Genomic DNA, 24,851 nt, shown 5'->3' on the forward strand with positions numbered 1-24,851 from the left:
TCCGAAGGAGCACGAGATCATGTCCCGTACTTTCCGCATGCCCCGCACTTCGAGAAGCGCTGCCGCTGCGGCCGCCGTCGCCGCCGTCGCGGTGTCTGTACTGACCGGCTGCCAGACCCTGCCGAGCTCGTCGTCCGGCGGGGCCGACCCCACCAGCGTCTCGATCATGGTCGGCGGCCTGGACAAGGTGATCTACCTGCCCGCCGAGCTCACCGAGCGGCTCGGGTACTTCACGGAGCAGGGCCTCACCGTCGACCTCCAGTCGCAGCCGTCCGGGGCCAACGCCGAGACCGCGCTGGTCGCCGGTCAGGTCGACGGGGTGGTCGGCTTCTACGACCACGCCATCGATTTGCAGACGAAGGGCAAGTGCATCCGCTCCGTCGTCCAGTTCGCCAACGTGCCCGGCGAGGTCGAGATCGTGGGCAACAACGCGGGGATCGGCAGCACCGCCGACCTCACGGGCAAAAAGCTCGGCATCACCAGCCCCGGGTCGTCGACCGACTTCCTCACCCAGTACCTCGCGGGCAAGGCCGGCGCCACCACCGACGCCTACACGACCGTCACGGCGGGAGCGGGGGCCACGTTCATCGCCGCCCTCGAGAACGGCGGCATCGACGCCGGCATGACGACCGACCCGACGGCCCAGCAGATCAAGGAGAAGGGCACCGGGAAGATCCTGCTCGACATGCGGACCGAGGACGGCACGCGGGCGGCGCTGGGCGGCCTCTACCCCGCGAGCTCGATGTACATGGACTGCAGCTACGTCGACGCCCACCCGGGCACCGTGCAGAAGCTGGCCAACGCCTTCGTCAAGACGCTCGGCTACATCAACTCCCACTCCGGAGCGGAGATCGCCGCGCAGATGCCCGCCGACTACGCCGCGGGCAGCGGGGGCGTGCCCAGCTACGCCGCCGCCATCGACGCCAGCAAGGGCATGTTCAACTCCACGGGCGTGATGGACGCCGATGGCGCGAAGAACGTGCTGCAGGTGCTCAGCCAGTTCAACCCGAACGTCAAGGGCAAGGCCGACAGCGTCGACCTGACGAAGACCTACACCACCGACTTCACCACGAAGGTGGCGCGCAGCTGACCTGAGTCCGACGGGGTCCGCCCGGTCACAGCAGATCGCTGCGGCTGAGCACCCCCGCCAGCCGGTCGCCGTCGACAACGGGCACCGTGCGCATACCCCGGTCGGCGACCAGCGCCCTCGCCTCACCGACGGTGGCGCCGACGTCGACGGTGATCGGCGCCCTCGTCATGACGGCGTTCACCGTGGTGTGCGCGGACCGGCCGGCCATCGGGTCGGCCAGGATGTCCGCCTCGCTGATGATGCCGACCAGCCGGTTCTCACCGTCGACCACCGGCAGCGCGGAGTGTCGGTGGTGCAGCATCACCTCCGCGGCCACCGCGACACGTTCCGCCGAGCGGACGGTGATCACCTCGCGCGTCATCACCTCCTGCACCGGCGTGGCGGCAACCGGCGGCGGTCCGGTGCGACGCCGCTGCTCCAGGGCGAACAGGGCGTCCTCCGGCTTGTCGCGGCCACCGAAGAGGCGGCGCTGGCCGGTGCGCAAGCTGCCCAGGTCGAGGTGTCGCAGCAGGTCGCCGCGGGTGACCACACCGACCAGCTTGCCGCCCTGCACGACCGGCATCACCCGCAGCTCGCCGTGGCTGCGCAGGCGCTGCGCCACCACCGACACGTTGGCGGTGGGCGACATCGCCAGCACGTCGGGGCTCATGATCTCCTCGACGCGCACCCGCCCGTCGGCCTCCGCCCCCTCGGCATCGTGCTCCTCGCGAAAGCGCAGGACGTCGAGCAGGCTCACCATGCCGACCAGCCGGAAGCCCGCGCTGACCACCGGCAACGCGCTGAAACCGAACCGCGTCATGCGTTCGACCACCGCCGACAGGGGTTCGTCGGAACGCACCGTGACGACGCGGGATGTCATGAGGTCTCGAACGAGCGGCGCCATTGATCAACGGTAGCGGCTCCGAACCCGCCGTAGCGCGACGAATCAGTGGCCTAGCTCCGCCGGGAGTCCTTGACGAACACGATCGCGTCGGTGCCGGCCACGTGGGCCGGATCGAGCGGGGCGTACCCGAACCAGGGCGACACCCGGGCAGCAGGCGTCACGTCGGCGAGGGCGAAGGCCAGCCGGCGGGCGTCGACGAGGTACCGCTCCTCCGGGAGCGCGTACAGCAGCCCCTCGATGGTGTCCGGAGGCGGCGCGTCCACCCCGTGGTGACGAATGGTGCCGAGGGCTGTGGCGAGGAAGGCGTATCCCTCGCCGAGGTGGGCGCTGACGATCGCGCCTGCACTCCACCATTCGACCGGCAGGCCGCCCAGCCGCATCGAGCTCTTCTCCCGCTGCAGATGCGCGTTGTGGGCGTACACCAGCGCAGGCCCCCGTCCGGTGATGGCGAGCAGGTTGGCGGCCATCATCGAGGCCCGCAGGCCCAGCAGCCTCGCCATGCGGCCCGGTGACGTGTCGGCCATCCAGAAGTGGTAGCTCAGCAGCCCGGTTGCGGTGCGGCCGTACAGGCGTGCCCGGTGCCAGTCCTCCCGTGAGGACGCCGCGATCAGGTGCGGCGTCTGCGCGTCGAGCAGGACAACCAGATCATCGGCGAGCAGGCGCAGCTGTTCGGCGTCGGTCGTCTGCCCCCCGGACCGGGACGGGTCCATCATCGCGGCGGGCTCGGTCCACCTGCCGTCGGCGCCGAGCAGGCGGTCGAGCGTTCCCGCGGTGCAGGGCAGCAGGTCGGCGTCGAGCCTGGTGGCGAGGTAGGCGTGGAGTGCGGTGAGGGCCTGCCGCGGGCTCGCGGCGCCGGTGATCTCCAGTGGGCCGTCGAAACCGGCGAAGCGCACGTGCTCCGACGCGGGCCGGCCGTCGTTGTACGCGCGCATCCAGCGCACCAGTTCGCGGTTGGCCGCTGACGCGCCGAACCCGTGGCTGAAGCCGCGCCCCATGACGTCGTCGAGGGTTCCGGTGCCCGAGGTGACGTAGTCGTCCACGACCAGGCCCATCATGCAGTCGCTCTCGATCGCGATCGTGCGGTAGCGCTCCTGCTCGACGAGTTGGCGGAAGAGATCGTTTCGCACGTCGAGCAGATCGTCCTCGCCGTGGGTGGGCTCGCCCAGCGCGAGCAGCCGCGGCCGGGCCGGGAGCAACCCCATCGCCGTAGCAGGGTCGACGGCATAGGCGGCGTCGGTGATACCAGCAGTCATACCGGTAAACGGTATCGTTGAACCACCGGTTGAAACTTCCCAACGATTCCCGCAGAGCGATGGCGCAGAACCTTCAAAGCAGCAGGCACCTCAGGCCGGTTGACCTGGCGCGAACGCACGGTCTGTCCACACAGGCGGTCCGGAACTACGAGGCGGCCGGCATCCTTCCGGCCGCCGAACGCACCTCGCACGGCTACCGCACCTACACGCCGCTGCACGCGCAGGCGCTGCGCGCGTTTCTCGCTCTCGTGCCCGGCCACGGCCACCAGACGGCTACGTCGATCATGGATGCGGTCAACCGGAACGCCACCGAGGACGCGTTCCGGCTCATCGACGAGAGTCACGCCCAGCTTCTCGACGACCGCCGGACCCTCCAGGCCGTCGAAGCCGCTGTCGGTGACCTCGAACCCCTCCCGCAGGAACGCGGCGAGATGTTCGTCGGTCCGCTGGCGAGAAGGCTCGGCATCCGCCCGGCCACCCTGCGCAAGTGGGAACGCGCCGGCGTGGTGGCGCCGCGCCGTGACCGGCAGACGGGCTATCGGGTCTACAGCGCCGCCGACGTGCGTGACGCCCTCCTGGCTCACCAGCTCAGGCGGGGTGGCTACCTGCTGGAGCAGATCGCCCCACTGATCGCCCAGGTCCGTTCCGCCGGCGGCGTCGCGCCGCTCGAGTCCATGCTGGGCGACTGGCATGCTCGCCTCTCGGCGAGGAGCCGCGCGATGCTCAGCGGCGCTGCCGCACTGGACGCCTACTTCGCCGCGACCGGGTCCGATGACTCTCGGTCGCGGTGAGAGGGGTAGGCCGGGTGGACCTGTACAGCGTCATGTGCGTGAGCGACCGGGCCACGGCACTGGAGTGGTGCGCCGTGTTCTTCGGCCGCCAGGCCCCGCCCAGTAGGTCGCGCAGGGGCGGAGTGCGGTGCGCATTCATGCGGCGAGGTGGAGGAGTGGTTGTCGGCGTGGTCTTCGCTGCGGGTCGATCCAGGCCGGTGGGATCAGCTCGGGGAGCCCGTCGCGGATGCGTACTTCCCACTCGGAGTGATGCTGCAGGCGGTGACACGCCCGGCAGAGCATCACGCAGTTGTGCAGGGCCGTGTCACCGCCGTCCTGCCAGGCCTTGATGTGGTGGACCTCGCACCACGACGGTGGCCGCCCGCAGCCGGCGCAGCCACGGTCGCGGGCGGCGATCGCCCGGCGCAGCCCGTCGGGAATGGTCCGGGTGACCCGCCCGACGTCGAGGGGCTGACCCGTCCCGTTGAGCACGACAGGGACGACGGCGGCATCACAGGCCAGCATCCGCAGCGACTCCGGCGACAGCGTGCCGCCGAAGTCGAGGCAGGCGGCGCGGGCCCGGTTTTCCAGGTCTTCGAGCCGGATCAGCACGCTCAGGTGTGGGCGGCGCCCGCCGCACTCGGGGACGTCGCCGTGGTCGAGCACGTACCCGCACATGTCGGCGAGTGCTTCGGCCTGGCGTTGAGCGGCGCTGCGCTGCTCGTCGGCGCTGACGGGTCGGGCGTGGGCGTCGATGACGGTGGCGATGGCGTCGAACATGGCCGCGTCGTCGAACCGGCCCTTGAGAGTGCCGCCGGGCTTGCCGCGGTGGCGGAACAGGTGCAGTTCGTTGACCGCGGCGGGTGGGCGGTCATCGGGTTCGGCGCCGTCCTCGTCGAGCGCCTTCACGAGCGCAGTACCCGAGGTCTGCAGCTCCGAGGGGGTGTAGACGGCCGCTTTCTCGGCGAGTTGGGCTTCGGCACCGGCCCACACCTGCGGTGGGAGCCGCGCCGCGGCCGGGGTGGCGAGCACCCGGGCGATCACCGCGACGTGCCGTAGGCCGGCGGCGCCGGCGGCGAAGACCTGCGCGGTGGCGGGCAGCTTCGCGGGCAGCACGGTGCCGTCGAGGCTCACCCGCGGACACACCTGCTCGGCGGCGACCACCCGGTGACGGGCCTCGAACCGCTCCCACCCGAGCAGATCCCCCAACGCGGCCGGAGTGGACTTGTAGCCCCGCTCCGCGAACGTCCCGCGGCGCTCCAGAGCCGACACGGTGGCCACGACGACCCGGTCCAGCCGCCTACTCGTGCCCTCGCACAGGGTGAGCACCGACAGCAGGTCGTCATCGGTAGCGCCAGCGTCTGTGGCCGCGGACAGCGCGTCGATCGCCTCGACCAGGAGGCGATGCGCGGTGGTGAGCGGGCTGTCCGACACCCCACCATCATACTCGAACAAATGTTCGAACAGATGCGCTTCGCCGCAGGTCAACGGCCGTTCGGCGACCTCATGGCTGCGTCGAACCGCAGCCGTGCCAGCGGCACGAGGTTCGGGTGCGGCGCCGGCGCCGGCGCCGTGCGGGGTCGTAGGCGGTTGCCGTTGAGCAGCATCGTCGACCTCGGACCACGACGGCAGACCCACCCGGCCGCGGTTCGCGATACCAGGCGGTCGGTGCGCTCAGGGTCGCCGAGCGGCGCCGGTCCCCGATCCGCGCCCGGTCCGTGAATGGCCGGCAGAGCGGAGGAGAACGGCGCCGGCTACTCCGCCTTCTTGAGGTAGCGGTCCAGCTCGTCGAGAGTCAGCCGCTGCCGACGGAGCGGCTCGGAGGCGTCCAGCGCCACCGCGTGGAGACCGCCGAGGAACAGCTCCAGTTGCTGGTTGATCATCAGCTCGTTCAGCTCGGCGCCGATGACGGGCAGTGGGCGGGACAGCTTGATGACGCCGAGCATGATGTCGATAGGGGTGACGCCCTGGCGGAGCTGCCCCTCCTGCTGGGCGGCGCGGACGAGCTGCTCCATCCGCTCGAAGAGCTGGTTGCGCCTCACCTTCAGCACTCCACCCTCGCCGCGCATGTCCTCCTCCAGACCGGAGGCCAGCACCGGCATGAAGACGCCGACCCGAAGATCCACCATGCGGCGTATGAGCTGCGCCAGCGCGCCCCAGGCGCCCGGTTGCTCGACGGTGGCGCGGTCCAGCTCTTCACCGACCAGTGCCATGTTCTCCAGGGCGACGTGCTGGACGAGCGTGTGACGTTCGGGAAACCGGCGGTAGAGAGTGGCGATGTTGACGCCGGCGCGGCGCGCGATCTCCTCCAGCGACGCCTGGATGCCCTGCTCGAGGAAGACCTCGCGGGCCGCGATGATGATCTGCTCGCGGTTGCGGCGGGCGTCCGCGCGCAGCCGGGTCGTGCTCTCGGCCAACCGGCACCCATCTCCTCAAGATGTGAAGGGGACCCCTTCGTTTGTGCTAGCTTACCCTCAGCAGTAAACGCAGGGTTGTCCTTCACTTACTAGGGAGAGGTTGATGTCCCGGACCACGACCCCTGACAGCCGGAGCTTTCCGCTCCGACGGCAATGCCCGTTCGCGCCGCCGCCCGAGTACGACCGGCTGCGCGCCGAGGAACCCGTTTCCAGGGTGCAACTGCTCACCGGCGGCACCGCCTGGCTGGTGACCCGGTACGACGACGTCCGGACCGTGCTGAGCAGCCCGGCGTTCAGCGCCGACGGCACCCGCCCCGGCTTCCCCGCGCCTCTCCCGGGGTTCGAGCAGATTCTTCAGCGCCCGCCGTTCATCCGGATGGACCCGCCGCAGCACAGCTTCTACCGGCGCATGCTCATCCAGGACTTCACCGTCAAACGCATCAAGACGATGCGGCCCGGCATCCAGGCCACCGTGGACCGGCTGTTGGACGACCTGCTCGCCCGGACCCCGCCGGTGGACCTGGTCGAGGCGTTCGCGCTGCCCGTGCCGTCGCTGGTGATCTGCCAGCTCCTCGGCGTGCCCTACGCCGACCACGAGTTCTTCCAGAGCAGGAGCCAGGTCGTCTTGTCAGGGGCGAGCGCGGAGCAGTCCGCGGCCGCGTTGGGTGGGCTACGCGCCTACATGGACGGGCTGATCACCCGCAAGCAGCAGGAGCCTGGGGACGACCTGCTGAGCAAGCTGACCACCGAACAGCTGGAGCCGGCCGGCGAGCTGCGCCGGGATGAGCTGCTGATGATGTGCCTGATGCTGCTCAGCGCGGGGCACGAGACCACGGCGAACATGATCTCGCTCGGCGCCTTGGCGCTGCTGGAGCACCCCGACCAGCTCGCCGCGCTGCGGTCGGACCCCACGCTGCTTCCTGACACCGTCGAGGAGCTGCTGCGTCACCTCAGCATCGCCGACCTCATCACCACCCGGATCGCCGCCGAGGACACCGAGCTCAGCGGCACGGCGATCCGCGCGGGCGAGGGGGTGATCGCCCTGCTGGCCGCGGCCGACTGGGACCCCGGGGTGTTCCCCGAGCCCGAACGGCTCGACGTCCACCGCGGCAACCGGCACCACGTCGCCTTCGGCTACGGCGTGCACCAGTGCCTCGGGCAGCACCTCGCCCGGCTGGAGCTGGAGATCGTGTTCTCCACCCTGTTTGCGCGCATCCCCACCCTGCGGGTCGCCGTGCCGGTGGACGAGCTGCCCTACAAGCACGGGGGGTTGCTCTTCGGCCTGCACGAGCTGCCCGTCACCTGGTAGGTGGAGCACGGGGATCACCGCCGCGATCAAGGTCAGTGCCTCCGCCTCGCCGGGTGCCTCACCGATCACGGTCCGACCACCCGGGGTCTCCGCCATCCACAGGGCCACGCGTCCTCCTACGACAAACAGCGACACGCTGCGAATACGACAAACTACGACATACAGCGCCGATCGCGTCGCGGGCTGGGCATGTCTACCTAGCGTGAGGTGGTGCCCGACTATCCGGAGCTGGTGACGACCTCGGAGCTGGCCAAGGCTCTCGGGGTCTCTCTGCGGTCGGTGCAGCGGTACATCCGGGACGGGACGATCACCCCTGAGCATCGGACCCCGGGCGGCCACTACCGGTTCGACGTGGACAAGGTTCGCCGGGAGCTACGCAAGCGCTTCGAGTGACCTTCCACCCGCGCGTCGAGCCGAGCACGGCCCGCCCGTCACCGGGTGGCGGCGCCCCCGGCTACTCGCCGTGGCGGCGGGTCTCGCGGTAGATCGCGATCGCGTGCTGCTGCGAGTTGACCTCGAGCTTCACGAGGATCGACCGGATGTGCGTGCGCACCGTGCTCATCGCCAGTACGGCGTCGACGGCGATGTCGGCGGCCTTCTGCCCGCGCTCCAGCCGTCGGAGCACCTCGAACTCGCGGTCGGTCAGCAGGTCCAGCCGCCGCCTGCGCGTGTCGACCTCGGCCCGCGCCACCCGGTGCAGCTCCAGCCAGGCCAGGCGTTCCTTGGTCATCATCACCGCGCGCCCCGCCGACACCTGCAGCACGGTGTGGACCAGCACCTCCAGCGGGCAGCTGCCGGGGACGTAGGCCGCGGCCCCGGCGGCGACGGCGGCGGCCGTGCGCTCCCGGTCGGTCTGGCGGCCCACCACCAGAGTCGGCCAGCCCGACGTCACCGCCTCCGCGACCAACCCGACGCTCTCCGGGAAGTCCAGGTTCACCACGACGACCCCGCCACCCCGGGACGGCCGGGGGAAACCCGAGCCGCTCCCGTTGACCTCGCGCCTCTCCGCGGCGAGCCCGTTGGCCTGCAGCGCGCTGACGACGGAGGTGGTGACCAGGTCGGGTGGGCCGACAACGAGCACGGGAACAACGGTCGACATCGATCCGAGCCCCCCGAACGTTCGCAATGCCAATGTCGAGAGAAGGGTCGTCGGAGCGACGGAGATCGTTATCGCCCGTACATCACGTTTTGGTGATCAGGCGGCGACACCCAGCCACGGCTCCCATGCGGGGAGCGGCTCCACCGCGAGCACGAGGATCCCCCCGGCGGCCCGGTCGGGTGCCCGTGGCACGAACTCGAGGCTCCAGCCGAGCTCGACGAGCAGCCTGTCGGCCTTGCGGGAGTTGCAGAGGCGGCACGCCGCGACGCAGTTGTCCCAGGTGTGGGTGCCACCGCGGCTGCGGGGAACGACGTGGTCGATCGTGTCGGCGCGCTTGCCGCAGTAGCCGCAGCGGCGGCCGTCTCGACGCAGGACGCCCGCCCTCGTCATGGGGACGGCGCGACGGTAGGGCACGCGGACGTAGCGGGACAGGCGCATCACCACCGGAGCGGGCACGCTGAGGTTCTCGGAGTGGAAGACCCCGTCGAGGGCGGCCTCCACACACTCGGCCTTGCCGGTGAGCATCAGGACGACGGCACGTTTCGCAGTGACCACTGCGAGCGGCTCGAAAGTCGCGTTGAGAAGCAGGACCCGGGACCCCGTCGGGACCACGCTCGGGTGCGGCGTGATCCCCGGCACCTCCCCTGGATCGGGGTCGGCACCGTTGGGGTCGGGTTGTCGATGCTTCACGCGACCACCTCCGAGGCAGATCAGACCATAGCGGGAGGTGGTTTCGCACGTGTGATATGGGTCCCCATCCCGTTTGGATGAGTAGAAGTGTCAGCCTGTAACCGCGTCCAGCGCCCGGCGCACGTCTGCCACCAGATCGCGCTCGTCCTCGCACCCGGCGGAGAAGCGCACCAGCCCCGCGGCCACGTCATCGCCCCAGCGCTGCCGGCGGTCGGCGGTGCTGCGCAGCCCACCGAAGCTGGTGGCCGACGCCACGAGCTTCGACGCGGCCAGGAACTGCCCCACCGCGGCCTCGCCGGGCAATGTGAACCTCAGTACACCGTTCCAGCGCCGCATCTGCCGCACCGCCACGGCGTGGGCGGGATCGTGCGGCAGCCCCGGCCACCGGACGTCGGACACCAGCGGGTGCTCCGCGACCGCGGCGGCCACCGCGGCAGCGTTGGACGCCTGCCGGGCGAGCCGGAGGTCGAGGGTGCCCAGCCCGCGGTGGGCGAGCCACACCTCCATCGGCCCTGGCACGGCGCCACCGCGCGTGCGCGCCTCCCGCAGCCGCACCGCGAGCGTGGGATCCCGGACGCTCACGTGGCCCAGCAGGACGTCACCGTGCCCGGCGAGCCCCTTCGTGTCGCTCGCGATCGTGATGTCCGCACCGAGGGCGAGCGGCTGCTGCCCGAGCGGTGTCGCCGTGGTGTTGTCGACGGCGAGCAGCGCCCCGGCGGCGTGGGCGGCGGCTGCGGCTGCCGCGATGTCGGCCACGTCGAGACCCGGGTTGGAGGGCGTCTCCAGCAGCACGAGCGCGGCCCCGTCGAGCACTCCGGCAGGCCACTCGCCCACCGTCGGCACCTCGCGCACCTGCACCCCGAGCGGGCCGAGCTCCTCGTGGGCGAGCGAGCGCGCCAGGTAGTACCCGTCCGACGGCACGACCAGCGCGCCGTCGCGACCCGCCAGCCGCAGCACCGCCGCGATCGCGGCCATCCCCGACGCGAACAGCACGCACTCGCCGCCGTCGAGATCCCCGATGGCGGTCTCGAGCGACCGCCAGGTGGGGTTGCCCGCGCGGCCGTAGAAATCCCTGGGCAGTGGGTCGTCGGGCAGGCCGAGGTGGAACGTCGAGGCCAGTACCGGCCCGGGGTGCAGGGGCTCCCCCAGGCCGTGGTCGTGCACGCCACCGTGCACACAGCGCGTTCCGTCTCCGATAACGGTCATTCCGGACGTGGGGTTCTGCTGATCAGTTCCTTGCCCATCTCCGCGGCGGACAACCCTTCATGACAGACGCGCCGGACGGCGTCGGCGATCGGGACCTCCACCCCGTGCCGGCCGGCCAGCTCGCAGATCGACAGACACGACTTCACGCCCTCGGCCACCTGCCCGTGGTTGGCCGCCTCCGCCAGCGCGAGCGACTCGCCGCGCCCCAGGTGCTCGCCGAACGTCCGGTTCCGGGACAGCGGGGACGAGCACGTGGCGACGAGGTCTCCGAGCCCGGCCAGGCCGGCGAACGTCAGGGGGTCGGCACCCAGCGCGACGCCCAGCCGCGCGGTCTCCGCGAGACCGCGGGTGATCAGCGACGCCCTCGTGTTGTCGCCGAACCCCATCCCCGCCGCGATTCCACAGGCGAGTGCGATGACGTTCTTGCCCGCGCCGCCCAGCTCGCAACCGACGACGTCGGTGTTGGTGTAGGCGCGGAAGTAGCCGGTGGTGCACGCGTGCTGCAGTGCCACCGCGCGGTCGTGGTCGGAGCACGCGATCACGGTGGCGGTGGGTTCCTCCGCCGCGATCTCGCGCGCCAGGTTGGGCCCGGAGACGACGGCCACCCGGTGGGGCGGAACGCGCGCCATCTCGCAGATCACCTCGCTCATCCGCAGCAGCGTGCCGAGCTCCACACCCTTCGCGAGGCTCACCAGCGTGCTGGCCGGAGGCAGCAGGTCGCGCCACACCGCGAGGTTCGCGCGCAGCGTCTGCGACGGCACGGCGAAAACCACGGTGTCGGCGCCCTCGAGCGCCGCGCCGGGTTCGGTGGTGGCCGTGAGCAACGAGGGCAGCACGATCCCGGCGAGGTAGTCCGGATTGCTGTGCCGCTCGTTGACGGCGGCGGCCACCTCGTCGCGGCGCGCCCACAGCCGCACCTCGCGTCCGGCGTCGGCCATGACCTTCGCGAACGCCGTGCCCCACGAGCCCGCACCCAGGACGGCGACCCGGCGGACCTCACGGGCACCGCTCACGACCCGCCTCCGGGACGGAAGAACTGCGCCGGCGCCTTCTCCTGGCGCACCTCGGCCAGCAGCTCACTCACCCTTGTCATGATGAGATCGGTGACCTCGCGGAGGACCGTGGCGTCGAGCGGTTGCCCGCGGTACGCCGAGAGATCGACAGGTTCGCCGCACCGCACGGTGATCGGCTTGCGGGGAAGCGGCCGAAACTTCTTGTTGTAGCCGTCGAACACGTCGCGCGTGCCCCAGTGCACGAAGGGCACGACGGGGACGTCGGCCGAGAGCGCCAGCCTGGCAACCCCCGTGCGGGCGAGCATCGGCCAGCCTTCCGGGTCGCGGGTGATCGTTCCTTCCGGATATATCACCACGACCTTGCCCTCCTGCAACGCCCTGGTGCCCTCACGCAGGCTGTGCTGCGCGTCGGCCGACTCGCGGTACACCGGGATCTGGCCGCTGCCCTTCATGGCCCGCCCCAGCACCGGCGCGCTCCAGAGGCTGTTCTTCGCGAGGAACCGCGGCACCCGCCGCGCCCGGTGCACCACCAGCCCGCTGAATATCGGGTCGAGGTGCGAGATGTGGTTGGCCACCATGAGCGCGCCGCCGGCGGCCGGGATGTGGTCCTTGCCCTCGAAACGGGAACGGGCCACCAGCCAGCCGATCGGATAGAAGAACACCGCGCAGAACGCGATCCAGAAGCCGCCCTTCTCACGCCTCACGCACGAACCTCCGATCCTGGCTGACTGGCGAGAGTCTTCCTGGCCGGGCGCTCGGGGTCCACCTCCGGGTCCGGTGCACCATGGAGGGGTGGGCTCGATGATGTCGACCGTGGACCTGGTGGTACCGGTCAAGCACCTGGGCGCAGCCAAGTCCCGGCTGCGCGGCGCCGCCGACCGGGGAATCGGCGATGCCGGCGCCCATGCGCGGCTGGCGCTCGCGCTGGCGCACGACACGGTGGCAGCGGTGCGGGCTGCCACCCGCGTACGCCGGCTGCTCGTGATCAGCTCGGATCCGGTGGTGGCCGCCGAGTTCGGAGCCGTGGGCGTCGAGGTGGTCCCGGACGGCCCGATCTCCGGGCTCAACCCCGCCTACGAGCGCGGGGCGGCACTGCTGCGCGACGGCGACCCGGCTGCCGCGATCGGCGCACTGCAGGCCGACCTGCCGGCCCTGCGCCCCGCCGAGCTCGACGACGCGATCGCCGCGGCTCTCTCCCTGTTCGGTGGGGGCCGGATCGGCCGCGCCTTCTCCTCCGACGCCGAGGGCACCGGCACCACACTCCTGCTCGCCGCGGCGGGCGCCGCGCTCGATCCGCGGTTCGGCGAGGGCTCGGCGCGGCGGCACGAGGACTCGGGCGCCGGCCCGCTGCGCGGCGACTGGCCCGGCCTGCGCCGCGACGTCGACACCGCCGACGACCTGCGCGACGCCGCCGACCTCGGTCTCGGCGTCCACACGAGGTGCGTCCTCATGCCCAGCGCGGGCTGCTGACCTACTGCCTCCCGGCATCTGGCACGGAGGAGAAGGCGATGCCCAGCAGGGAGCGCTGCAGGCCGTCCAGGGTGCGGGGGTCCCAACCGGTGTGCTCCTTCCACCGGTCGAGCCGGTACTTCACGGTATTGGGGTGCACGTGGAGCGCCCTGGCGCTCGCGGTGACCGAGAACCCGTTGTCGGCATAGGCCCGGACGGCGTCACACAGGTGGGGTTGCTCGACCGCGGCCGTCGTGTCCGTCAACGGCCGGAGCCGGTCCATGTGCGGCAGCAGCGTGGCGGCCAGCCACTCGGAGCCGAAGTCGACGATGCCGCCGCCGTTGCGCTGGGCCACCGCGAGCGAGCGCTCGGCGTCGACAACGGCCGCCGCGGCGCCTGCGAGGCCGGGCCGCACCAGGCCGACCCCGGCCACCGGCGAGCTGTCGCAGCTCAGCAGGTCGAGGATCCGTTCCGCGGAGGTCCGCTGAAAGACGATCACCAGGACGGACCCGCGGATGATCGCGCTCGACGTGCCCGGCTCGGCCCGCAGCCGCCTGCGCAGCAGGTCGAGGTTCGACGTCGGCCAGGGCTCGGCCGAGCAGCAGACCACCTGGAAGTCTCCCTGCGGATCGAATCCGAGCGCGTGCGCCAGCAGTTCCGTGGACTCGGCGGTGATGCGGCCCGCGTAGAGGGCGTCCAGGAACTCGTGGCCCACGCCGATCCGGTTCTCCTCCCGGGCGCGGGTGGTCTCGGCGTGCCCGTCGGCCACCGCGATCGTGATCACGCGGAGCCACGCCCACACCAGGTTCACCAGCCCCAGCAGGCGGGCCGCCTGCTGCGGGTCCTCGGAGTGGGCACGGCACAGCAGCGTGTTCCACACGTCGCGGTACCCGAGGTGGTAGGCGGAGAGCACCTCCTCCACGGCGACGCCCTGCTGGGCGCGCCTGCGTCCCATCGCACGCCCGTGGTCGGCATCGGCCTCGGCAGGCAACCGCCGCGCGGCGAGCCCGGCGAGCAGTCTGCGGACGTGTTCGCGCACCATCGCCTCGTGATCCGGCCAGGGCACGACCGCATACGTGGGAAGATCCTCCCGGATATTTCTGACGACACCCCGCACGACCGCCGAAATATCCTTTTCGGCGCTCTCGCAGAGTGCTCTGACGAACTGCCAGTCGCCGTCCGAGATGTCGTTTTCGGAAGGATCTCTGCTCCCCACCCCAGCCACGGTACCTGTGGTTTCCACAGGATGATTCCCCGAGAATTGGTGATACGCGGGAAGCATCTCCGACTGTTCCTTGCCAAACTCGCCAACATCAGCGAAGGGGGACCGTCGTGAGCATGACCTGGGATATCGATGAATTCGTCAAGGCCGGCGCGGTGACCATCGACGAGCTGGCGGGCTACGTCGACGAGTCCCAGCGGGCGCTGGCGCCGGTTCTGCGCCGCACTCCGCCTGCTGAGCTGGCGGAACGGCTGGGGCTCCGCGACTGGATCCGCACGGGGGGCATGACGCCGGACAGCTACCGCGATTTCCTCTATGACTACCTCTCCGAGGGGACGCGGCTGCACCACCCGGCCTACCTGGCGCATCAGGTCGCTCCGCCCGACTTCCCCTCGGCACTGGCCGACTTCGTCCACGGGGCCACCAACAACGTGATGTCGATCTACGAGATGGGCGCTTCCGCGGCGACGGTCGAGTTCGAGGTGATCCGCTGGATGCTCGGCGAGGTGGGCTTCGGCGCGGGCGGCGGCGGGGTGCTCACGCACGGTGGGTCGCTGGCCAACCTCACCGCGCTGCTGGCGGCGCGGGCCCGGACGGCGCCGGAGGCGTGGACCGACGGGGTGCCGCCGGACCTCGTCCTGCTCGCCCCACCGTCGGCGCACTACTCCCTCACCCGCGCCGCCGGCATCCTCGGTCTGGGCGCGAGCAAGGTGGTCCCGCTCCCGGTCGACGGGCTCGGGCGGATCGACGTGGCACGGCTTCCCGAGGTCCTCGACCCGGGACGGCGTCCGATCGCGCTGGTGGCCGACGCTTGCGCCACGGGCACGGGGCTGTACGACGACCTGCGCGGGATCGGGGAGTTCTGCGCCGCGCACCGGATCTGGTTCCACGTCGACGGCACGCACGGGGCGTCGGCCCTGCTGTCGGAGGACCACCGGAGCCTGCTGGACGGGATCGAGCTGGCCGACTCGGTGGTCTGGGACGCGCACAAGATGCTGCGGACCTCCGGGGTCGTGGCCGCGGTGCTCACCCGGCACGAGGCCGACCTGGACGCGGCGTTCCAGCAGGAGGCGGCGTACCTCTTCTACGGCGACCAGGGCTTCGACCAGCTCAGCAGGACCGTCGAGGGCACCAAGGCCGAGCTGGGCCTCAAGGCGTTCCTCAACCTGGCCTGGCGTGGGGAACGCGGCATGGGCGACTACGTCGCCGCGCAGTACGCCACGGCCCACCGTTTCTGGGAGCTGGCCGTCGACCGTCCCGGGTTCGAGTGTCCCTACGAGCCGGAGAGCAACATCGTCTGCTTCCGGTACGGCACGGCGGATCAGGCCGCGCTCCGCGAGCAGCTGATGGCCGAGGGCAGCTTCCACCTCAGCTCCACCGAGATCGATGAGGTGCGCCATCTCAGGGTCACGGTCATGGCGCCCGCCACGGACGACCGGACGCTGAGGGCGCTTCTCGACCGGATCGCGGCGACCGGGCGAGCGGCGCCCGGGCACCGAACGGGCCGCAGCCGGGTGGCGGGGGGTCACCCGGCGCAGTCCCGTTCCTCCATGTGACCAGCTCGCTTACGACCGGCACATGGCGCTGAGCTGGGAAACTGTCCGGCCTGTCGCAGAGTTCACCCAGTCGACCGTCCGCGGGCAGGGCAGGCAGGCCTCAGGTGGGACAGAATCACCAGCGTGGGTGACGACGTGAGCAGTTCTGCAGTCCCGGAGCCCGGCCCCGAGGACCAGACGCCCGCGCGGGGCACGCGCGGGCGGCGGTCCCCGCGGCCGTCCACCCGGCGGGTACACGCCGCGAGCCGCCCGGTGAGCAGCGCCGCGGTACCGGTGCGCGACGAGGAGCCGACCACCGACCAGCGCAGCCACCGGGGACGGCAGCCCGGACCCACCGCCGCCCCCACCGGGGCCAACGCCGCAAACGCTGCAAACCCGCCCGCCCCGTCTATCTCGGCCGCAGCGGTGCCCGTCAGCCCGCCGGCACGCACGCTGGCTCCGGTCTCCGAGCTTCCCGACGACCGCTACCTCAACCGCGAGCTGTCGTGGCTGGACTTCAACGCCAGGGTGCTGGCGCTCGCCGAGGACCCCAGCCAGCCGTTGCTGGAACGCGCCAAGTTCCTGGCGATCTTCGCGTCCAACCTCGACGAGTTCTACATGGTGCGGGTGGCCGGGCTGAAGCGCCGCGACGAGACGGGGCTCGCCGTCCGCAGCGCCGACGGCCTGTCCCCCCGCGAACAGCTGGCGAGGATCGCGACGCGCACCCAGGCGATCTCCGAGGCCCACGCGCGGGTGTTCCTCGACCACGTACGCCCTGAGCTCGAGGCGGAGGGAATCTGCATCCTGCGCTGGGGCGACCTCTCCGACGACCAGCGGGCGCGGCTGTCGGCCTACTTCTCCGCCCAGGTGTTCCCGGTGCTCACCCCGCTGGCGGTGGACCCGGCCCACCCGTTCCCCTACATCTCCGGGCTCTCGCTGAACCTCGCCGTCACGGTGCGCGACCCCGAGGGCCGCACGGAACGGTTCGCGCGGGTCAAGGTGCCCAACAACGTGCCCCGGCTGGTGCGGGTCAACACCGACGACGACACGATCACGTTCCTGCCCATCGAGGACCTCATCTCCGCGCACCTCGGTGAGCTGTTCACCGGCATGGAGCTCGCGGAGGTGCACGCCTTCCGGGTCACCCGCAACGCCGACGTGGAGGTCGAGGAGGACCGCGACGAGGACCTGCTGCAGTCGCTGGAGCGCGAGCTGGCCCGCCGCCGGTTCGGCCCCCCGGTGCGCCTCGAGGTCACCGACACGATGAGCGAGCACGTGCTGGAACTGCTGCTGCGCGAGCTCGACGTCCACCCCGGCGACGTGGTCACCGTGCCGGGCCTGCTCGATCTCACCTCGCTGTGGGCCGTGCACGGCGTCGACCGGCCCGACCTGAAGGACGAGCCGTTCGTCCCGGCCACGCACCCGGCGTTCGCCGACCGGGAGACCCCCCGCAGCGTGTTCGCCACCCTGCGGGAGGGGGACGTGCTCGTGCACCACCCCTACGACTCGTTCTCCACCAGCGTGCAGCGGTTCATCGAGCAGGCCGCGTCCGACCCGAACGTGCTCGCCATCAAGCAGACGCTCTACCGCACGTCCGGCGACTCGCCCATCGTCGACGCCCTCATCGACGCCGCCGCGGCGGGCAAGCAGGTCGTGGCGCTGGTGGAGATCAAGGCGCGGTTCGACGAGCAGGCGAACATCCGCTGGGCCCGTGAGCTGGAGAAGGCGGGCGTGCACGTCGTGTACGGGCTGGTCGGCCTGAAGACGCACTGCAAGACGTCGCTCGTGGTGCGCCAGGAGGGCTCGACGATCCGGCGCTACTGCCACATCGGCACCGGCAACTACAACCCGAAGACCGCGCGCCTCTACGAGGACCTCGGGGTGCTCACCGCCGACCCGACGATCGGCGCCGACCTCACCGACCTGTTCAACTCCCTCACCGGCTACTCCCGCCAGACCTCCTACCGCAGCCTGCTCGTGGCGCCCTACGGCGTCCGCCGCGGCATCGTCCGGCGGATCGAGGACGAGATCGAGGCCCACCGCGCGGGAAACCCGGCCGCGCGCATCCGGTTCAAGGCCAACTCGCTGGTCGACGAACAGGTGATCGACGCGCTCTACCGCGCGTCACAGGCCGGCGTGCCGGTGGACGTGGTGGTGCGGGGCATCTGCGCGATCCGCCCCGGCCGGGCGGGGCTGTCGGAGAACATCCACGTCCGCTCGATCCTCGGCCGGTTCCTCGAGCACTCCCGGGTGTTCCACTTCGGCGCGGCCGACGAGTACTGGATCGGCAGCGCCGACATGATGCACCGCAACCTGGACCGGCGGGTCGAGGTGCTGTTGCGCGTGGCCGACCAGAGCCTCGCGGACAAGCTCGGCGAGATGCTCGACTCCTGCCTCGACCCCGCCACCCGGTGCTGGACGCTGCACGCCGACGGGTCGTGGGAGCCGTCGCCGCCGCCGGGGTCCGGCGTGTCCCCGGTGCGGGACCACCAGGCCGAGATGATGCTGCGGCACGCGGCAGGCGCCGTGGCCGTCGCCGACCACGAATGAGCGCGGCAGACCGCACCAGCACCACCGACAAGGCCAGGTTCGACGTGCTGGCCGCCGGTGCCGTGCTCTGGCGGCACGGCACCCACGGCGTCGAACTGGGGCTCGTGCACCGGCCGAGCTACGACGACTGGTCGTTCCCGAAGGGCAAGCTCGATCGGGACGAGACGCTGCCCTTCGCCGCGGCCCGCGAGGTCACCGAGGAGACCGGCCAGCGCGTCCGTCTCGGCCCGGTGCTCGGCGACGTGCACTACCGGGTGCCCGAGGGCGACAAGCTGGTGCGGTACTGGGCCGCCGAGGCGTGCGGCGGCGACTTCGTGACCAACGACGAGACCGACGAGCTGCGCTGGGTCGACGTGCCCCACGCCGCCGAGATGTTGTCCTACCGGCACGACATCGACGTCCTGCGACGGTTCGCCGCGGTCGGGACACCGGCGTCCACGGTGCTGCTCGTGCGGCACGCCAAGGCGGGCAACCGCAACCAGTGGGACGCCGACGACGCGCTGCGGCCGCTCTCGGGCACCGGCCACGAGCAGGCCCGGCGCCTGGCCCGCCTGCTGGCGCTCTTCGGCCCGGATCGCATCGCCAGCGCCTCTCCGGTGCGCTGCCGCGACACGGTGGCCCCGCTGGCCGAGGCGCTCGGCATCCCGATCCTCGACGTGCGGCTGCTCGGCGAGGACGACTACGAGAAGGAGCCCGAGGCAGGGCTCGCCCGGTTCCGGGAGCTGGCCGCCGAGCCGGGCGTCACCGTGGCGTGCAGCCAGGGCGGCGTGATCCCGCACCTCGTCGGCACGATCGCCACCGGCTCGGGCCTGCCAGGGGTGGCTCCCGACCAGGTGCAGGCGAACAAGGCGAGCACCTGGACGCTGACCTTCGGCACCGATGGCCGGCTCTGCACAGCGGACTACTATCCGCGCCCGAAGGGCTGAGCGGAGCTACTTCTTCTTGCCCTTCTTGGGCTTGTCGTCCTTCGCCTTCGCCGGCTTGGCCGTCGGCTTCGACCGGCCCGCCGACTTCGCGGCCTTCACCTTCGCCTGCTTGCGGGCGGGCTTCCCGGCGGCCTCCTCGACCTGTACGGGCGCCTCGGGCTCCGCGACGGCGGTGGCCGTGGCGGTCCGGGCGGAGACCGCCACCGCACGGGCAGGCGCCGCTACGGCGGCACCGCTGACCGCCGAACGGAACGCCAACCCCGGCCGGAACGTCGGCACCGTGGTGGCCGGGACGTCGATCGTCTCCCCCGTGCGGGGATTACGGGCCAGGCGGGCAGCGCGGGCTCGGGCCTCGAACACGCCGAAGCCGGGAAGTGACACGGAGTCGCCCGACCCGACGGTCTCCACGATGGTCTCCAGCAGGCCGTCCACCGCGGTGGCCGCGTTTCGCCGGTCGCCGAGCCGCGCCGCCAGCGCGTCCACGAGCTGCGTCTTGTTCATGGTCCAACCGTAGAACGCCCGGCCCGCCATACGCGCGTGACGTGGCCGGACCGACCCCCTACACGAAGGCCGTGGTGGGCAGCCGCGCCGGCCGGGCCGCCTCGAAAGCGGTGATGTCGTCGGCGTGGCGGAGCGTCAGACCGATGTCGTCGAGCCCTTCGAGCAGCCGCCAGCGGATGTAGTCGTCGATCTCGAACGGCACGACGAGCTCGGCCGCCCGAACCGTGTTGTCCGTCAGGTCGACCGTGACCTCGGTGCCAGGGGCGTTCTCCAGCAGCTTCCACAGCAGCTCGACGTCCGGCTGCGCCACCTGCGCGGCCACGAGACCCGCCTTGGCCGAGTTTCCGCGGAAGATGTCGCCGAACCGGGAGGAGATGACCACGCGGAAGCCGTAGTCCATGAGCGCCCAGACGGCGTGCTCCCGCGACGAACCGGTGCCGAAGTCCTGCCCGGCGACGAGCACGGTCCCGCGCGAGAACGGCTCGATGTTCAGGATGAAGTCCGGCTGCTGGCGCCACGCCTCGAACAGGCCGTTCTCGAACCCCGTGCGCTTGACGCTCTTGAGGTGCACCGCGGGGATGATCTGGTCGGTGTCGATGTTGGCCCGGCGCAGCGGGACGCCGATGCCCGTGTGGGTGCTGAACGGTTCCATCAGTCCAGGTCCTCCGGAGAGCTCAGGGTGCCGCGCACTGCGGTGGCCGCGGCCACGAGCGGGGACACCAGGTGGGTACGGCCGCCCTTGCCCTGGCGGCCCTCGAAGTTGCGGTTCGACGTGGACGCGCTGCGCTCACCCGGCGCGAGCTGGTCGGGGTTCATCCCGAGGCACATCGAGCAGCCCGCGGAGCGCCACTCGGCGCCCGCGGTGGTGAAGATCTCGTTGAGACCTTCGTCCTCGGCCTGGAACCGCACCCGCATCGACCCCGGCACGACCAGCATCCGGACGCCGTCGGCCACCTTCCGGCCCCGCATCACCGCCGCGGCGGCGCGCAGGTCCTCGATGCGGCCGTTGGTGCAGGACCCGACGAACACGGTGTCGACGGCCACCTCGCGTAGCGGGGTGCCTGCCTCCAGGCCCATGTACGTGAGCGCCTTCTCCGCGGAGATGCGCTCGTTCTCGTCCACGATGCGGGACGGGTCGGGCACGCTCTCGGACAGCGGCAACCCCTGGCCCGGGTTGGTCCCCCACGTGACGAAGGGCGTGAGCGCGTCGGCATCGATGTCCACCTCGGCGTCGAACGTGGCGTCGTCGTCGGTGCGCAGCTCGCGCCACGCCGCCACGGCCTCGTCCCACTGCTCACCCTGCGGGGCGCGGTCGCGACCCTCCAGGTAGGCGAACGTGGTCTCGTCCGGGGCGATCATGCCGGCCCGCGCGCCCGCCTCGATCGACATGTTGCAGATCGTCATCCGGGCCTCCATCGAGAGGTTCTCGATGACGTTGCCCCGGTACTCGAGCACGTAGCCCTGGCCGCCGCCGGTGCCGATCTGCGCGATCATCGCCAGCACCACGTCCTTGCTGGTGACGCCCTCGCCCAGCCGCCCGTCGGCCGAGTTGACGTTGATCGCCATGGTCCGGAACCGCTTGAGCGGCAGGGTCTGGGTGGCCAGGACGTGCTCCACCTCGGACGTGCCGATCCCGAAGGCCAGCGCCCCGAACGCGCCGTGGGTGGAGGTGTGGCTGTCGCCGCACACGACGGTGGTGCCCGGCTGGGTGAGGCCGAGCTGCGGGCCCACGACGTGCACGATGCCCTGCTCGGCATGGTTCATCGGGTAGAGCGGCACGCCGAACTCCGCGCAGTTCTTGCGGAGGGTCTCCACCTGGGTGCGCGACACCGGGTCGGCGATCGGCAGATCGACGCCGATGGTGGGCACGTTGTGGTCCTCGGTGGCCACGGTGAGGTCAGGACGCCGCACCCCGCGGCTGGCGAGCCGGAGACCGTCGAACGCCTGGGGGCTCGTGACCTCGTGCACCAGGTGCAGGTCGATGTAGAGCAGGTCGGGCTCGTTGCCCTCGCCGCGCCGAACCAGATGTTGGTCCCAGACCTTCTCCGCCAGCGTGCGTCCCATATCCATCCCAATCCTCGCTGGACGTCCCATATATCGGGACGCTAATATCGTCCCGTGAGACAGCTTAGCGGCGTCGGCGTTCTGGACAAGGCCGTGGGTGTACTTCGGGCCGCGGCGGCCGAGCCGTGTGGGCTGGCAGAACTCTGCGAACGGACCGGTCTGCCCCGCGCCACCGCCCACCGCCTCGCCGTCGGGCTCGAGGTGCACGGACTGCTGCACCGCGGTGCCGACGGGCGCTGGCGGCCCGGCCCCACGCTCGCCGAGCTCTCGGCGGGTGGGGTCGACCCGCTGCTCGAGGCGGCCGCCGCCATCCTGCCCCGGCTGCGCGACATCACCGGTGAGAGCGTGCAGCTCTACCGCCGCGACGGCACGCAGCGCGTCTGCGTGGCCACCGCGGAGCCGGCCAGCGGGCTGCGCGACACCGTCCCCGTCGGCACCAGGCTGCCGATGACCGCAGGCTCCGGGGCCAAGGTGCTCGCCGCATGGGCGGAGCCCACCGTGCAACGCGCGGTACTGGCCGACGCCACGTTCGGCGAGCGGGTGCTCGTCGACGTCCGCAGGCGGGGCTGGGCCCAGAGCGTGGCCGAGCGCGAGTCGGGAGTGGCGAGCGTCTCGGCCCCCGTCCGCGACGGCTCCGGCCAGGTTGTCGCGGCGGTCTCGGTATCCGGACCCGTCGACCGGATCGGGAGGCGCCCCGGCGTGCGCTGGGCGGCGGATCTGCTCGCGGCGGCCGAGGCGCTGCAACACCGCTTGTAGCAATCGGCGTGTAACGGCTGGATGTCGCATACGCGTCGATACCCGCCGGTCGGGTGTCGGACCGGGCCGCTAACGTGACCTGCACTCTGCTCGATGGACACACAGAGTCGTACGGACACGAAGACGGGTGACGATGAGTTATCTGCTCGGCATCGATGTGGGCACCACCCGCACCGCAGCCGCAATCGGCCGCTCGGGTGGCCGCCACGGTGATACCGAGATCGTCAACCTCGGCGACCGCTCCAGCGCCGTGCCCTCCGTCCTCTACATCGGCGACGACGGCACCGTCGTCGTCGGCGAGGCCGCCGAACGGCGGGCGGTCAGCCATCCCGACCACGTGGTGCGCGAGTTCAAGCGCCGCATCGGCGACCCCACCCCGATCCTCGTCGCGGGCAGGCCGTGGGCCCCGGAGGAGCTGTCGGCCCGGCTGGTGCGCTGGGTCGTCGACCGGGCGGCACAGCGCGAGGGCGGGCCGGCCGTTCGCGTCGCCGTCACCCACCCCGCGTCGTGGGGCGCCCACAAGAAGGATCGGCTGGGCGGCGCGCTCGCCGGCCAGGGCCTGCCCGTCACGTTCATCGCCGAGCCACAGGCCGCGGCCCTGCACTATGCGGCGGGCGAGCGGGTCGAACCCGGCTCCACCATCGCGGTGTACGACCTCGGCGGTGGCACGTTCGACGCCGCCGTCGTGCACAAGGACGGCCACGGCTTCACCCTCCTCGGGCGCCCGGAAGGCCTCGAGCGCCTCGGCGGCATCGACTTCGACGAGGTCGTCTTCGAGCACGTCCGCCAGGGGCTGCCCGAGGCGTTCGAGGGGCTCGACGACAACGACCCGGCGGTGCTGTCGGCCGTCGCGGCCGTCCGCCGGGAGTGCACCGAGGCCAAGGAAGCGCTCAGCAGCGACACCGAGGTCGCGATCCCGGTGATGACGCCGGCCGGGCAGGGCTCGGTGCGGCTGCACCGCAGCGAGTTCGAGGCCATGATCCGGCCCCGCGTCGAGGAGAGCGTCGACGCGCTGCGCCGCGCCGTGAGCTCGGCCGGGTTGGCGCCTGCCCAGCTCTCGGCCGTGCTGCTGGTCGGCGGGTCCTCCCGCATCCCGCTCGTGGGCCAGCTCGTGTCCGAGCAGCTCGGGCGCCCGGTCGCGGTCGACGCCGACCCGAAGAACGCCATCGCCATGGGCGCCGTGCTGTCGATGGTGCCCGCGTCGGGCACCGGAGCGATGTCGCAGGTGCCCGCGTCCCGCACCGGCTCGCACGCCCGGCAGCCCATCGGCTCCGCGGCAGCACCCCCCGCCGGCACCGGGGCCACCCCGCCCGTCGGGGGGCAGTACCCGCCTCGTCCCGGCTACGGCGCGGCCGCCGCGGCAGCGGGCACGGCAGCTGCGCCCACCCAGTGGATGTCCGGCTCCGGCAGTGGCCCGGTGGCTCCGCCGGCCGCGCACATGCCTGCCCCCTACCCGGAACGCCCACGGGTCGACCAGGACGACCCGCCCGAGTTCGAGTACGCCGAGCACAGCCGGGGGCCGAGCCCGGTACGCCTGGTGAGCATCGGCGGCGCCGTCGCCGCCGTCGCCGTGGTCGCGGCCATGTTCCTGTGGCCCACCGGGCAACCGGTTCCGGTCGACTCCAACTCCACGGGCGCCGTCCCGCCCGCCTCGGCGGTCACGGATCCCGGCCCCACCGCTGCGCCTGACACCGAGAGCCCGCCTGTCGAGGAGGAACCGACGCACGGGCGTCCCGTCCCGCCTCCCCCGCCGGGGAGACCCACTCAGCCGCCGCCGGTCACCTCGGAGGACCCGACCCGGTCCACTCGTCCCGAGCCCACCACGAACCCCACACCGACGCAGAATCCGCCCACCACGACCCCGCGGCCGACGACCAACCCCCCCACGACTGAGCCGCCGCCGACGACCCAGCCGCCTCCCTCAGGAGGGCCGCCGAATGCCAGCGGGACGGGAGTGCCGTCCGGGCAGTCGGCGCCTCGGGTCTGATCCAACGCCGCCGGCCGGGAACCGTTCGCCTCCGGGCGAGCCCGTTCCCGGCCGGCGGTGTTCGTTGTGCCCGGCGATCTCAGGCAAATACGAATAGGGCCCGTTCCGGATAACCGGAACGGGCCCTATTC

At 71.7% G+C, this 24,851-nt stretch carries 23 protein-coding genes; 10 read left to right on the forward strand and 13 right to left on the reverse strand.

Annotated features, from left to right (window positions below; all coding sequences use genetic code 11):
* Positions 1-19 precede the first annotated feature (19 nt).
* A complete protein-coding gene (locus AC5L35_RS13105) occupies positions 20-1,090 on the forward strand; it encodes an ABC transporter substrate-binding protein (RefSeq protein WP_495059882.1) in 1,071 nt (356 codons plus the stop codon).
* Between the two features lie 25 nt (positions 1,091-1,115).
* Here AC5L35_RS13105 and AC5L35_RS13110 read toward each other — a convergent pair whose 3' ends face one another.
* Together AC5L35_RS13110 and AC5L35_RS13115 are read right to left on the reverse strand one after the other, a co-directional pair.
* On the reverse strand, positions 1,116-1,973 hold the full coding sequence (locus AC5L35_RS13110) for a CBS domain-containing protein (RefSeq protein ID WP_495059883.1): 858 nt from the start codon (positions 1,971-1,973) through the stop codon (positions 1,116-1,118).
* A gap of 50 nt (positions 1,974-2,023) precedes the next feature.
* Positions 2,024-3,226, reverse strand: coding sequence for an erythromycin esterase family protein (locus tag AC5L35_RS13115; protein ID WP_495059884.1), 1,203 nt, complete (start codon positions 3,224-3,226; stop codon positions 2,024-2,026).
* 59 nt (positions 3,227-3,285) lie between these two features.
* Here AC5L35_RS13115 and AC5L35_RS13120 point away from each other — a divergent pair, with 59 nt between their 5' ends.
* Positions 3,286-4,017 (forward strand): TioE family transcriptional regulator, encoded by a 732-nt coding sequence (locus AC5L35_RS13120; RefSeq protein ID WP_495059885.1) that lies wholly within the window; start codon positions 3,286-3,288, stop codon positions 4,015-4,017.
* 135 nt (positions 4,018-4,152) lie between these two features.
* Here the strand turns inward: AC5L35_RS13120 and AC5L35_RS13125 are convergent, their stop codons facing one another.
* Together AC5L35_RS13125 and AC5L35_RS13130 are read right to left on the reverse strand one after the other, a co-directional pair.
* Positions 4,153-5,430 (reverse strand): HNH endonuclease signature motif containing protein, encoded by a 1,278-nt coding sequence (locus AC5L35_RS13125; RefSeq protein WP_495059886.1) that lies wholly within the window; start codon positions 5,428-5,430, stop codon positions 4,153-4,155.
* A 320-nt stretch (positions 5,431-5,750) separates the two neighbouring features.
* On the reverse strand, positions 5,751-6,413 hold the full coding sequence (locus AC5L35_RS13130) for a TetR/AcrR family transcriptional regulator (RefSeq protein ID WP_495059887.1): 663 nt from the start codon (positions 6,411-6,413) through the stop codon (positions 5,751-5,753).
* Positions 6,414-6,516: 103 nt separating this feature from the next.
* Between AC5L35_RS13130 and AC5L35_RS13135 the strand changes: the two genes are divergently transcribed.
* Both AC5L35_RS13135 and AC5L35_RS13140 read left to right on the forward strand, forming a co-directional pair.
* Positions 6,517-7,722, forward strand: a complete 1,206-nt coding sequence (locus AC5L35_RS13135) for a cytochrome P450 (RefSeq protein ID WP_495059888.1) — start codon at positions 6,517-6,519, stop codon at positions 7,720-7,722.
* A gap of 210 nt (positions 7,723-7,932) precedes the next feature.
* Entirely contained in the window at positions 7,933-8,115 is a 183-nt protein-coding gene (locus AC5L35_RS13140; RefSeq protein WP_495059889.1) for a helix-turn-helix domain-containing protein, read from the forward strand.
* A 61-nt stretch (positions 8,116-8,176) separates the two neighbouring features.
* Here AC5L35_RS13140 and AC5L35_RS13145 read toward each other — a convergent pair whose 3' ends face one another.
* From AC5L35_RS13145 to AC5L35_RS13165, 5 genes are all read right to left on the reverse strand, one after another.
* On the reverse strand, positions 8,177-8,803 hold the full coding sequence (locus tag AC5L35_RS13145; protein WP_495059890.1) for a response regulator transcription factor: 627 nt from the start codon (positions 8,801-8,803) through the stop codon (positions 8,177-8,179).
* 114 nt (positions 8,804-8,917) lie between these two features.
* Entirely contained in the window at positions 8,918-9,511 is a 594-nt protein-coding gene (locus tag AC5L35_RS13150; RefSeq protein WP_495059891.1) for an HNH endonuclease, read from the reverse strand.
* Positions 9,512-9,601: 90 nt separating this feature from the next.
* A complete protein-coding gene (locus AC5L35_RS13155; protein WP_495059892.1) occupies positions 9,602-10,717 on the reverse strand; it encodes a cystathionine gamma-lyase in 1,116 nt (371 codons plus the stop codon).
* On the reverse strand, positions 10,714-11,730 hold the full coding sequence (locus AC5L35_RS13160) for an NAD(P)H-dependent glycerol-3-phosphate dehydrogenase (RefSeq protein ID WP_495059893.1): 1,017 nt from the start codon (positions 11,728-11,730) through the stop codon (positions 10,714-10,716). Before AC5L35_RS13160 ends, AC5L35_RS13155 begins: the two co-directional genes overlap by 4 nt.
* Positions 11,727-12,434 (reverse strand): lysophospholipid acyltransferase family protein, encoded by a 708-nt coding sequence (locus tag AC5L35_RS13165; RefSeq protein ID WP_495059894.1) that lies wholly within the window; start codon positions 12,432-12,434, stop codon positions 11,727-11,729. The genes AC5L35_RS13160 and AC5L35_RS13165 overlap by 4 nt, the downstream gene beginning before the upstream one ends.
* A 97-nt stretch (positions 12,435-12,531) precedes the next feature.
* On the opposite strand from AC5L35_RS13165, the gene cofC reads away from it, so the two are divergent.
* Entirely contained in the window at positions 12,532-13,200 is a 669-nt protein-coding gene (gene cofC, locus AC5L35_RS13170; protein ID WP_495059895.1) for a 2-phospho-L-lactate guanylyltransferase, read from the forward strand.
* A gap of 1 nt (position 13,201) precedes the next feature.
* On the opposite strand, the gene AC5L35_RS13175 is transcribed toward cofC, so the two are convergent.
* On the reverse strand, positions 13,202-14,461 hold the full coding sequence (locus AC5L35_RS13175) for a PucR family transcriptional regulator (RefSeq protein ID WP_495059896.1): 1,260 nt from the start codon (positions 14,459-14,461) through the stop codon (positions 13,202-13,204).
* 56 nt (positions 14,462-14,517) lie between these two features.
* On the opposite strand from AC5L35_RS13175, the gene AC5L35_RS13180 reads away from it, so the two are divergent.
* The 3 genes from AC5L35_RS13180 to AC5L35_RS13190 all read left to right on the forward strand — a co-directional run bounded on the left by AC5L35_RS13180 (position 14,518) and on the right by AC5L35_RS13190 (position 19,412).
* Positions 14,518-15,957 carry a pyridoxal phosphate-dependent decarboxylase family protein gene (locus AC5L35_RS13180; protein WP_495059897.1) on the forward strand — a complete coding sequence of 480 codons (1,440 nt, stop codon included), beginning with the start codon at positions 14,518-14,520 and terminating at the stop codon, positions 15,955-15,957.
* Between the two features lie 123 nt (positions 15,958-16,080).
* The gene (locus AC5L35_RS13185; RefSeq protein WP_495059898.1) at positions 16,081-18,486 is read left to right on the forward strand and encodes an RNA degradosome polyphosphate kinase; all 2,406 of its coding nucleotides are present in this window, start codon (positions 16,081-16,083) and stop codon (positions 18,484-18,486) included.
* Positions 18,483-19,412 (forward strand): NUDIX hydrolase, encoded by a 930-nt coding sequence (locus tag AC5L35_RS13190; RefSeq protein WP_495059899.1) that lies wholly within the window; start codon positions 18,483-18,485, stop codon positions 19,410-19,412. The genes AC5L35_RS13185 and AC5L35_RS13190 overlap by 4 nt, the downstream gene beginning before the upstream one ends.
* A 6-nt stretch (positions 19,413-19,418) precedes the next feature.
* Here AC5L35_RS13190 and AC5L35_RS13195 read toward each other — a convergent pair whose 3' ends face one another.
* The 3 genes from AC5L35_RS13195 to leuC are packed head-to-tail and all read right to left on the reverse strand — an operon-like array spanning position 19,419 to position 21,977.
* A complete protein-coding gene (locus AC5L35_RS13195; protein ID WP_495059900.1) occupies positions 19,419-19,913 on the reverse strand; it encodes an HU family DNA-binding protein in 495 nt (164 codons plus the stop codon).
* 58 nt (positions 19,914-19,971) lie between these two features.
* The gene (gene leuD, locus AC5L35_RS13200; protein WP_495059901.1) at positions 19,972-20,565 is read right to left on the reverse strand and encodes a 3-isopropylmalate dehydratase small subunit; all 594 of its coding nucleotides are present in this window, start codon (positions 20,563-20,565) and stop codon (positions 19,972-19,974) included.
* Positions 20,565-21,977 (reverse strand): 3-isopropylmalate dehydratase large subunit, encoded by a 1,413-nt coding sequence (leuC, locus tag AC5L35_RS13205; RefSeq protein ID WP_495060377.1) that lies wholly within the window; start codon positions 21,975-21,977, stop codon positions 20,565-20,567. Before leuC ends, leuD begins: the two co-directional genes overlap by 1 nt.
* Before the next feature lie 54 nt (positions 21,978-22,031).
* Between leuC and AC5L35_RS13210 the strand changes: the two genes are divergently transcribed.
* Entirely contained in the window at positions 22,032-22,733 is a 702-nt protein-coding gene (locus AC5L35_RS13210; protein ID WP_495059902.1) for an IclR family transcriptional regulator, read from the forward strand.
* 133 nt (positions 22,734-22,866) lie between these two features.
* Complete coding sequence (locus tag AC5L35_RS13215) at positions 22,867-24,720, forward strand: Hsp70 family protein (protein ID WP_495059903.1); 1,854 nt, start codon at positions 22,867-22,869, stop codon at positions 24,718-24,720.
* Positions 24,721-24,851: the final 131 nt, after the last annotated feature.

Source organism: Pseudonocardia sp. OZ21, assembly GCF_059359135.1.

Bases quoted from the DNA above. Each gene is read 5' to 3' on its own strand.
- AC5L35_RS13105 (WP_495059882.1), top strand. From the start codon at position 20: ATGTCCCGTACTTTCCGCATGCCCCGCACTTCGAGAAGCGCTGCCGCT.
- AC5L35_RS13110 (WP_495059883.1), bottom strand. From the start codon at position 1,973: ATGGCGCCGCTCGTTCGAGACCTCATGACATCCCGCGTCGTCACGGTG.
- AC5L35_RS13115 (WP_495059884.1), bottom strand. From the start codon at position 3,226: ATGACTGCTGGTATCACCGACGCCGCCTATGCCGTCGACCCTGCTACG.
- AC5L35_RS13120 (WP_495059885.1), top strand. From the start codon at position 3,286: ATGGCGCAGAACCTTCAAAGCAGCAGGCACCTCAGGCCGGTTGACCTG.
- AC5L35_RS13135 (WP_495059888.1), top strand. From the start codon at position 6,517: ATGTCCCGGACCACGACCCCTGACAGCCGGAGCTTTCCGCTCCGACGG.
- AC5L35_RS13155 (WP_495059892.1), bottom strand. From the start codon at position 10,717: ATGACCGTTATCGGAGACGGAACGCGCTGTGTGCACGGTGGCGTGCAC.
- cofC (WP_495059895.1), top strand. From the start codon at position 12,532: ATGATGTCGACCGTGGACCTGGTGGTACCGGTCAAGCACCTGGGCGCA.
- AC5L35_RS13175 (WP_495059896.1), bottom strand. From the start codon at position 14,461: ATGCTTCCCGCGTATCACCAATTCTCGGGGAATCATCCTGTGGAAACC.
- AC5L35_RS13180 (WP_495059897.1), top strand. From the start codon at position 14,518: ATGACCTGGGATATCGATGAATTCGTCAAGGCCGGCGCGGTGACCATC.
- AC5L35_RS13190 (WP_495059899.1), top strand. From the start codon at position 18,483: ATGAGCGCGGCAGACCGCACCAGCACCACCGACAAGGCCAGGTTCGAC.
- AC5L35_RS13195 (WP_495059900.1), bottom strand. From the start codon at position 19,913: ATGAACAAGACGCAGCTCGTGGACGCGCTGGCGGCGCGGCTCGGCGAC.
- leuD (WP_495059901.1), bottom strand. From the start codon at position 20,565: ATGGAACCGTTCAGCACCCACACGGGCATCGGCGTCCCGCTGCGCCGG.
- leuC (WP_495060377.1), bottom strand. From the start codon at position 21,977: ATGGGACGCACGCTGGCGGAGAAGGTCTGGGACCAACATCTGGTTCGG.
- AC5L35_RS13215 (WP_495059903.1), top strand. From the start codon at position 22,867: ATGAGTTATCTGCTCGGCATCGATGTGGGCACCACCCGCACCGCAGCC.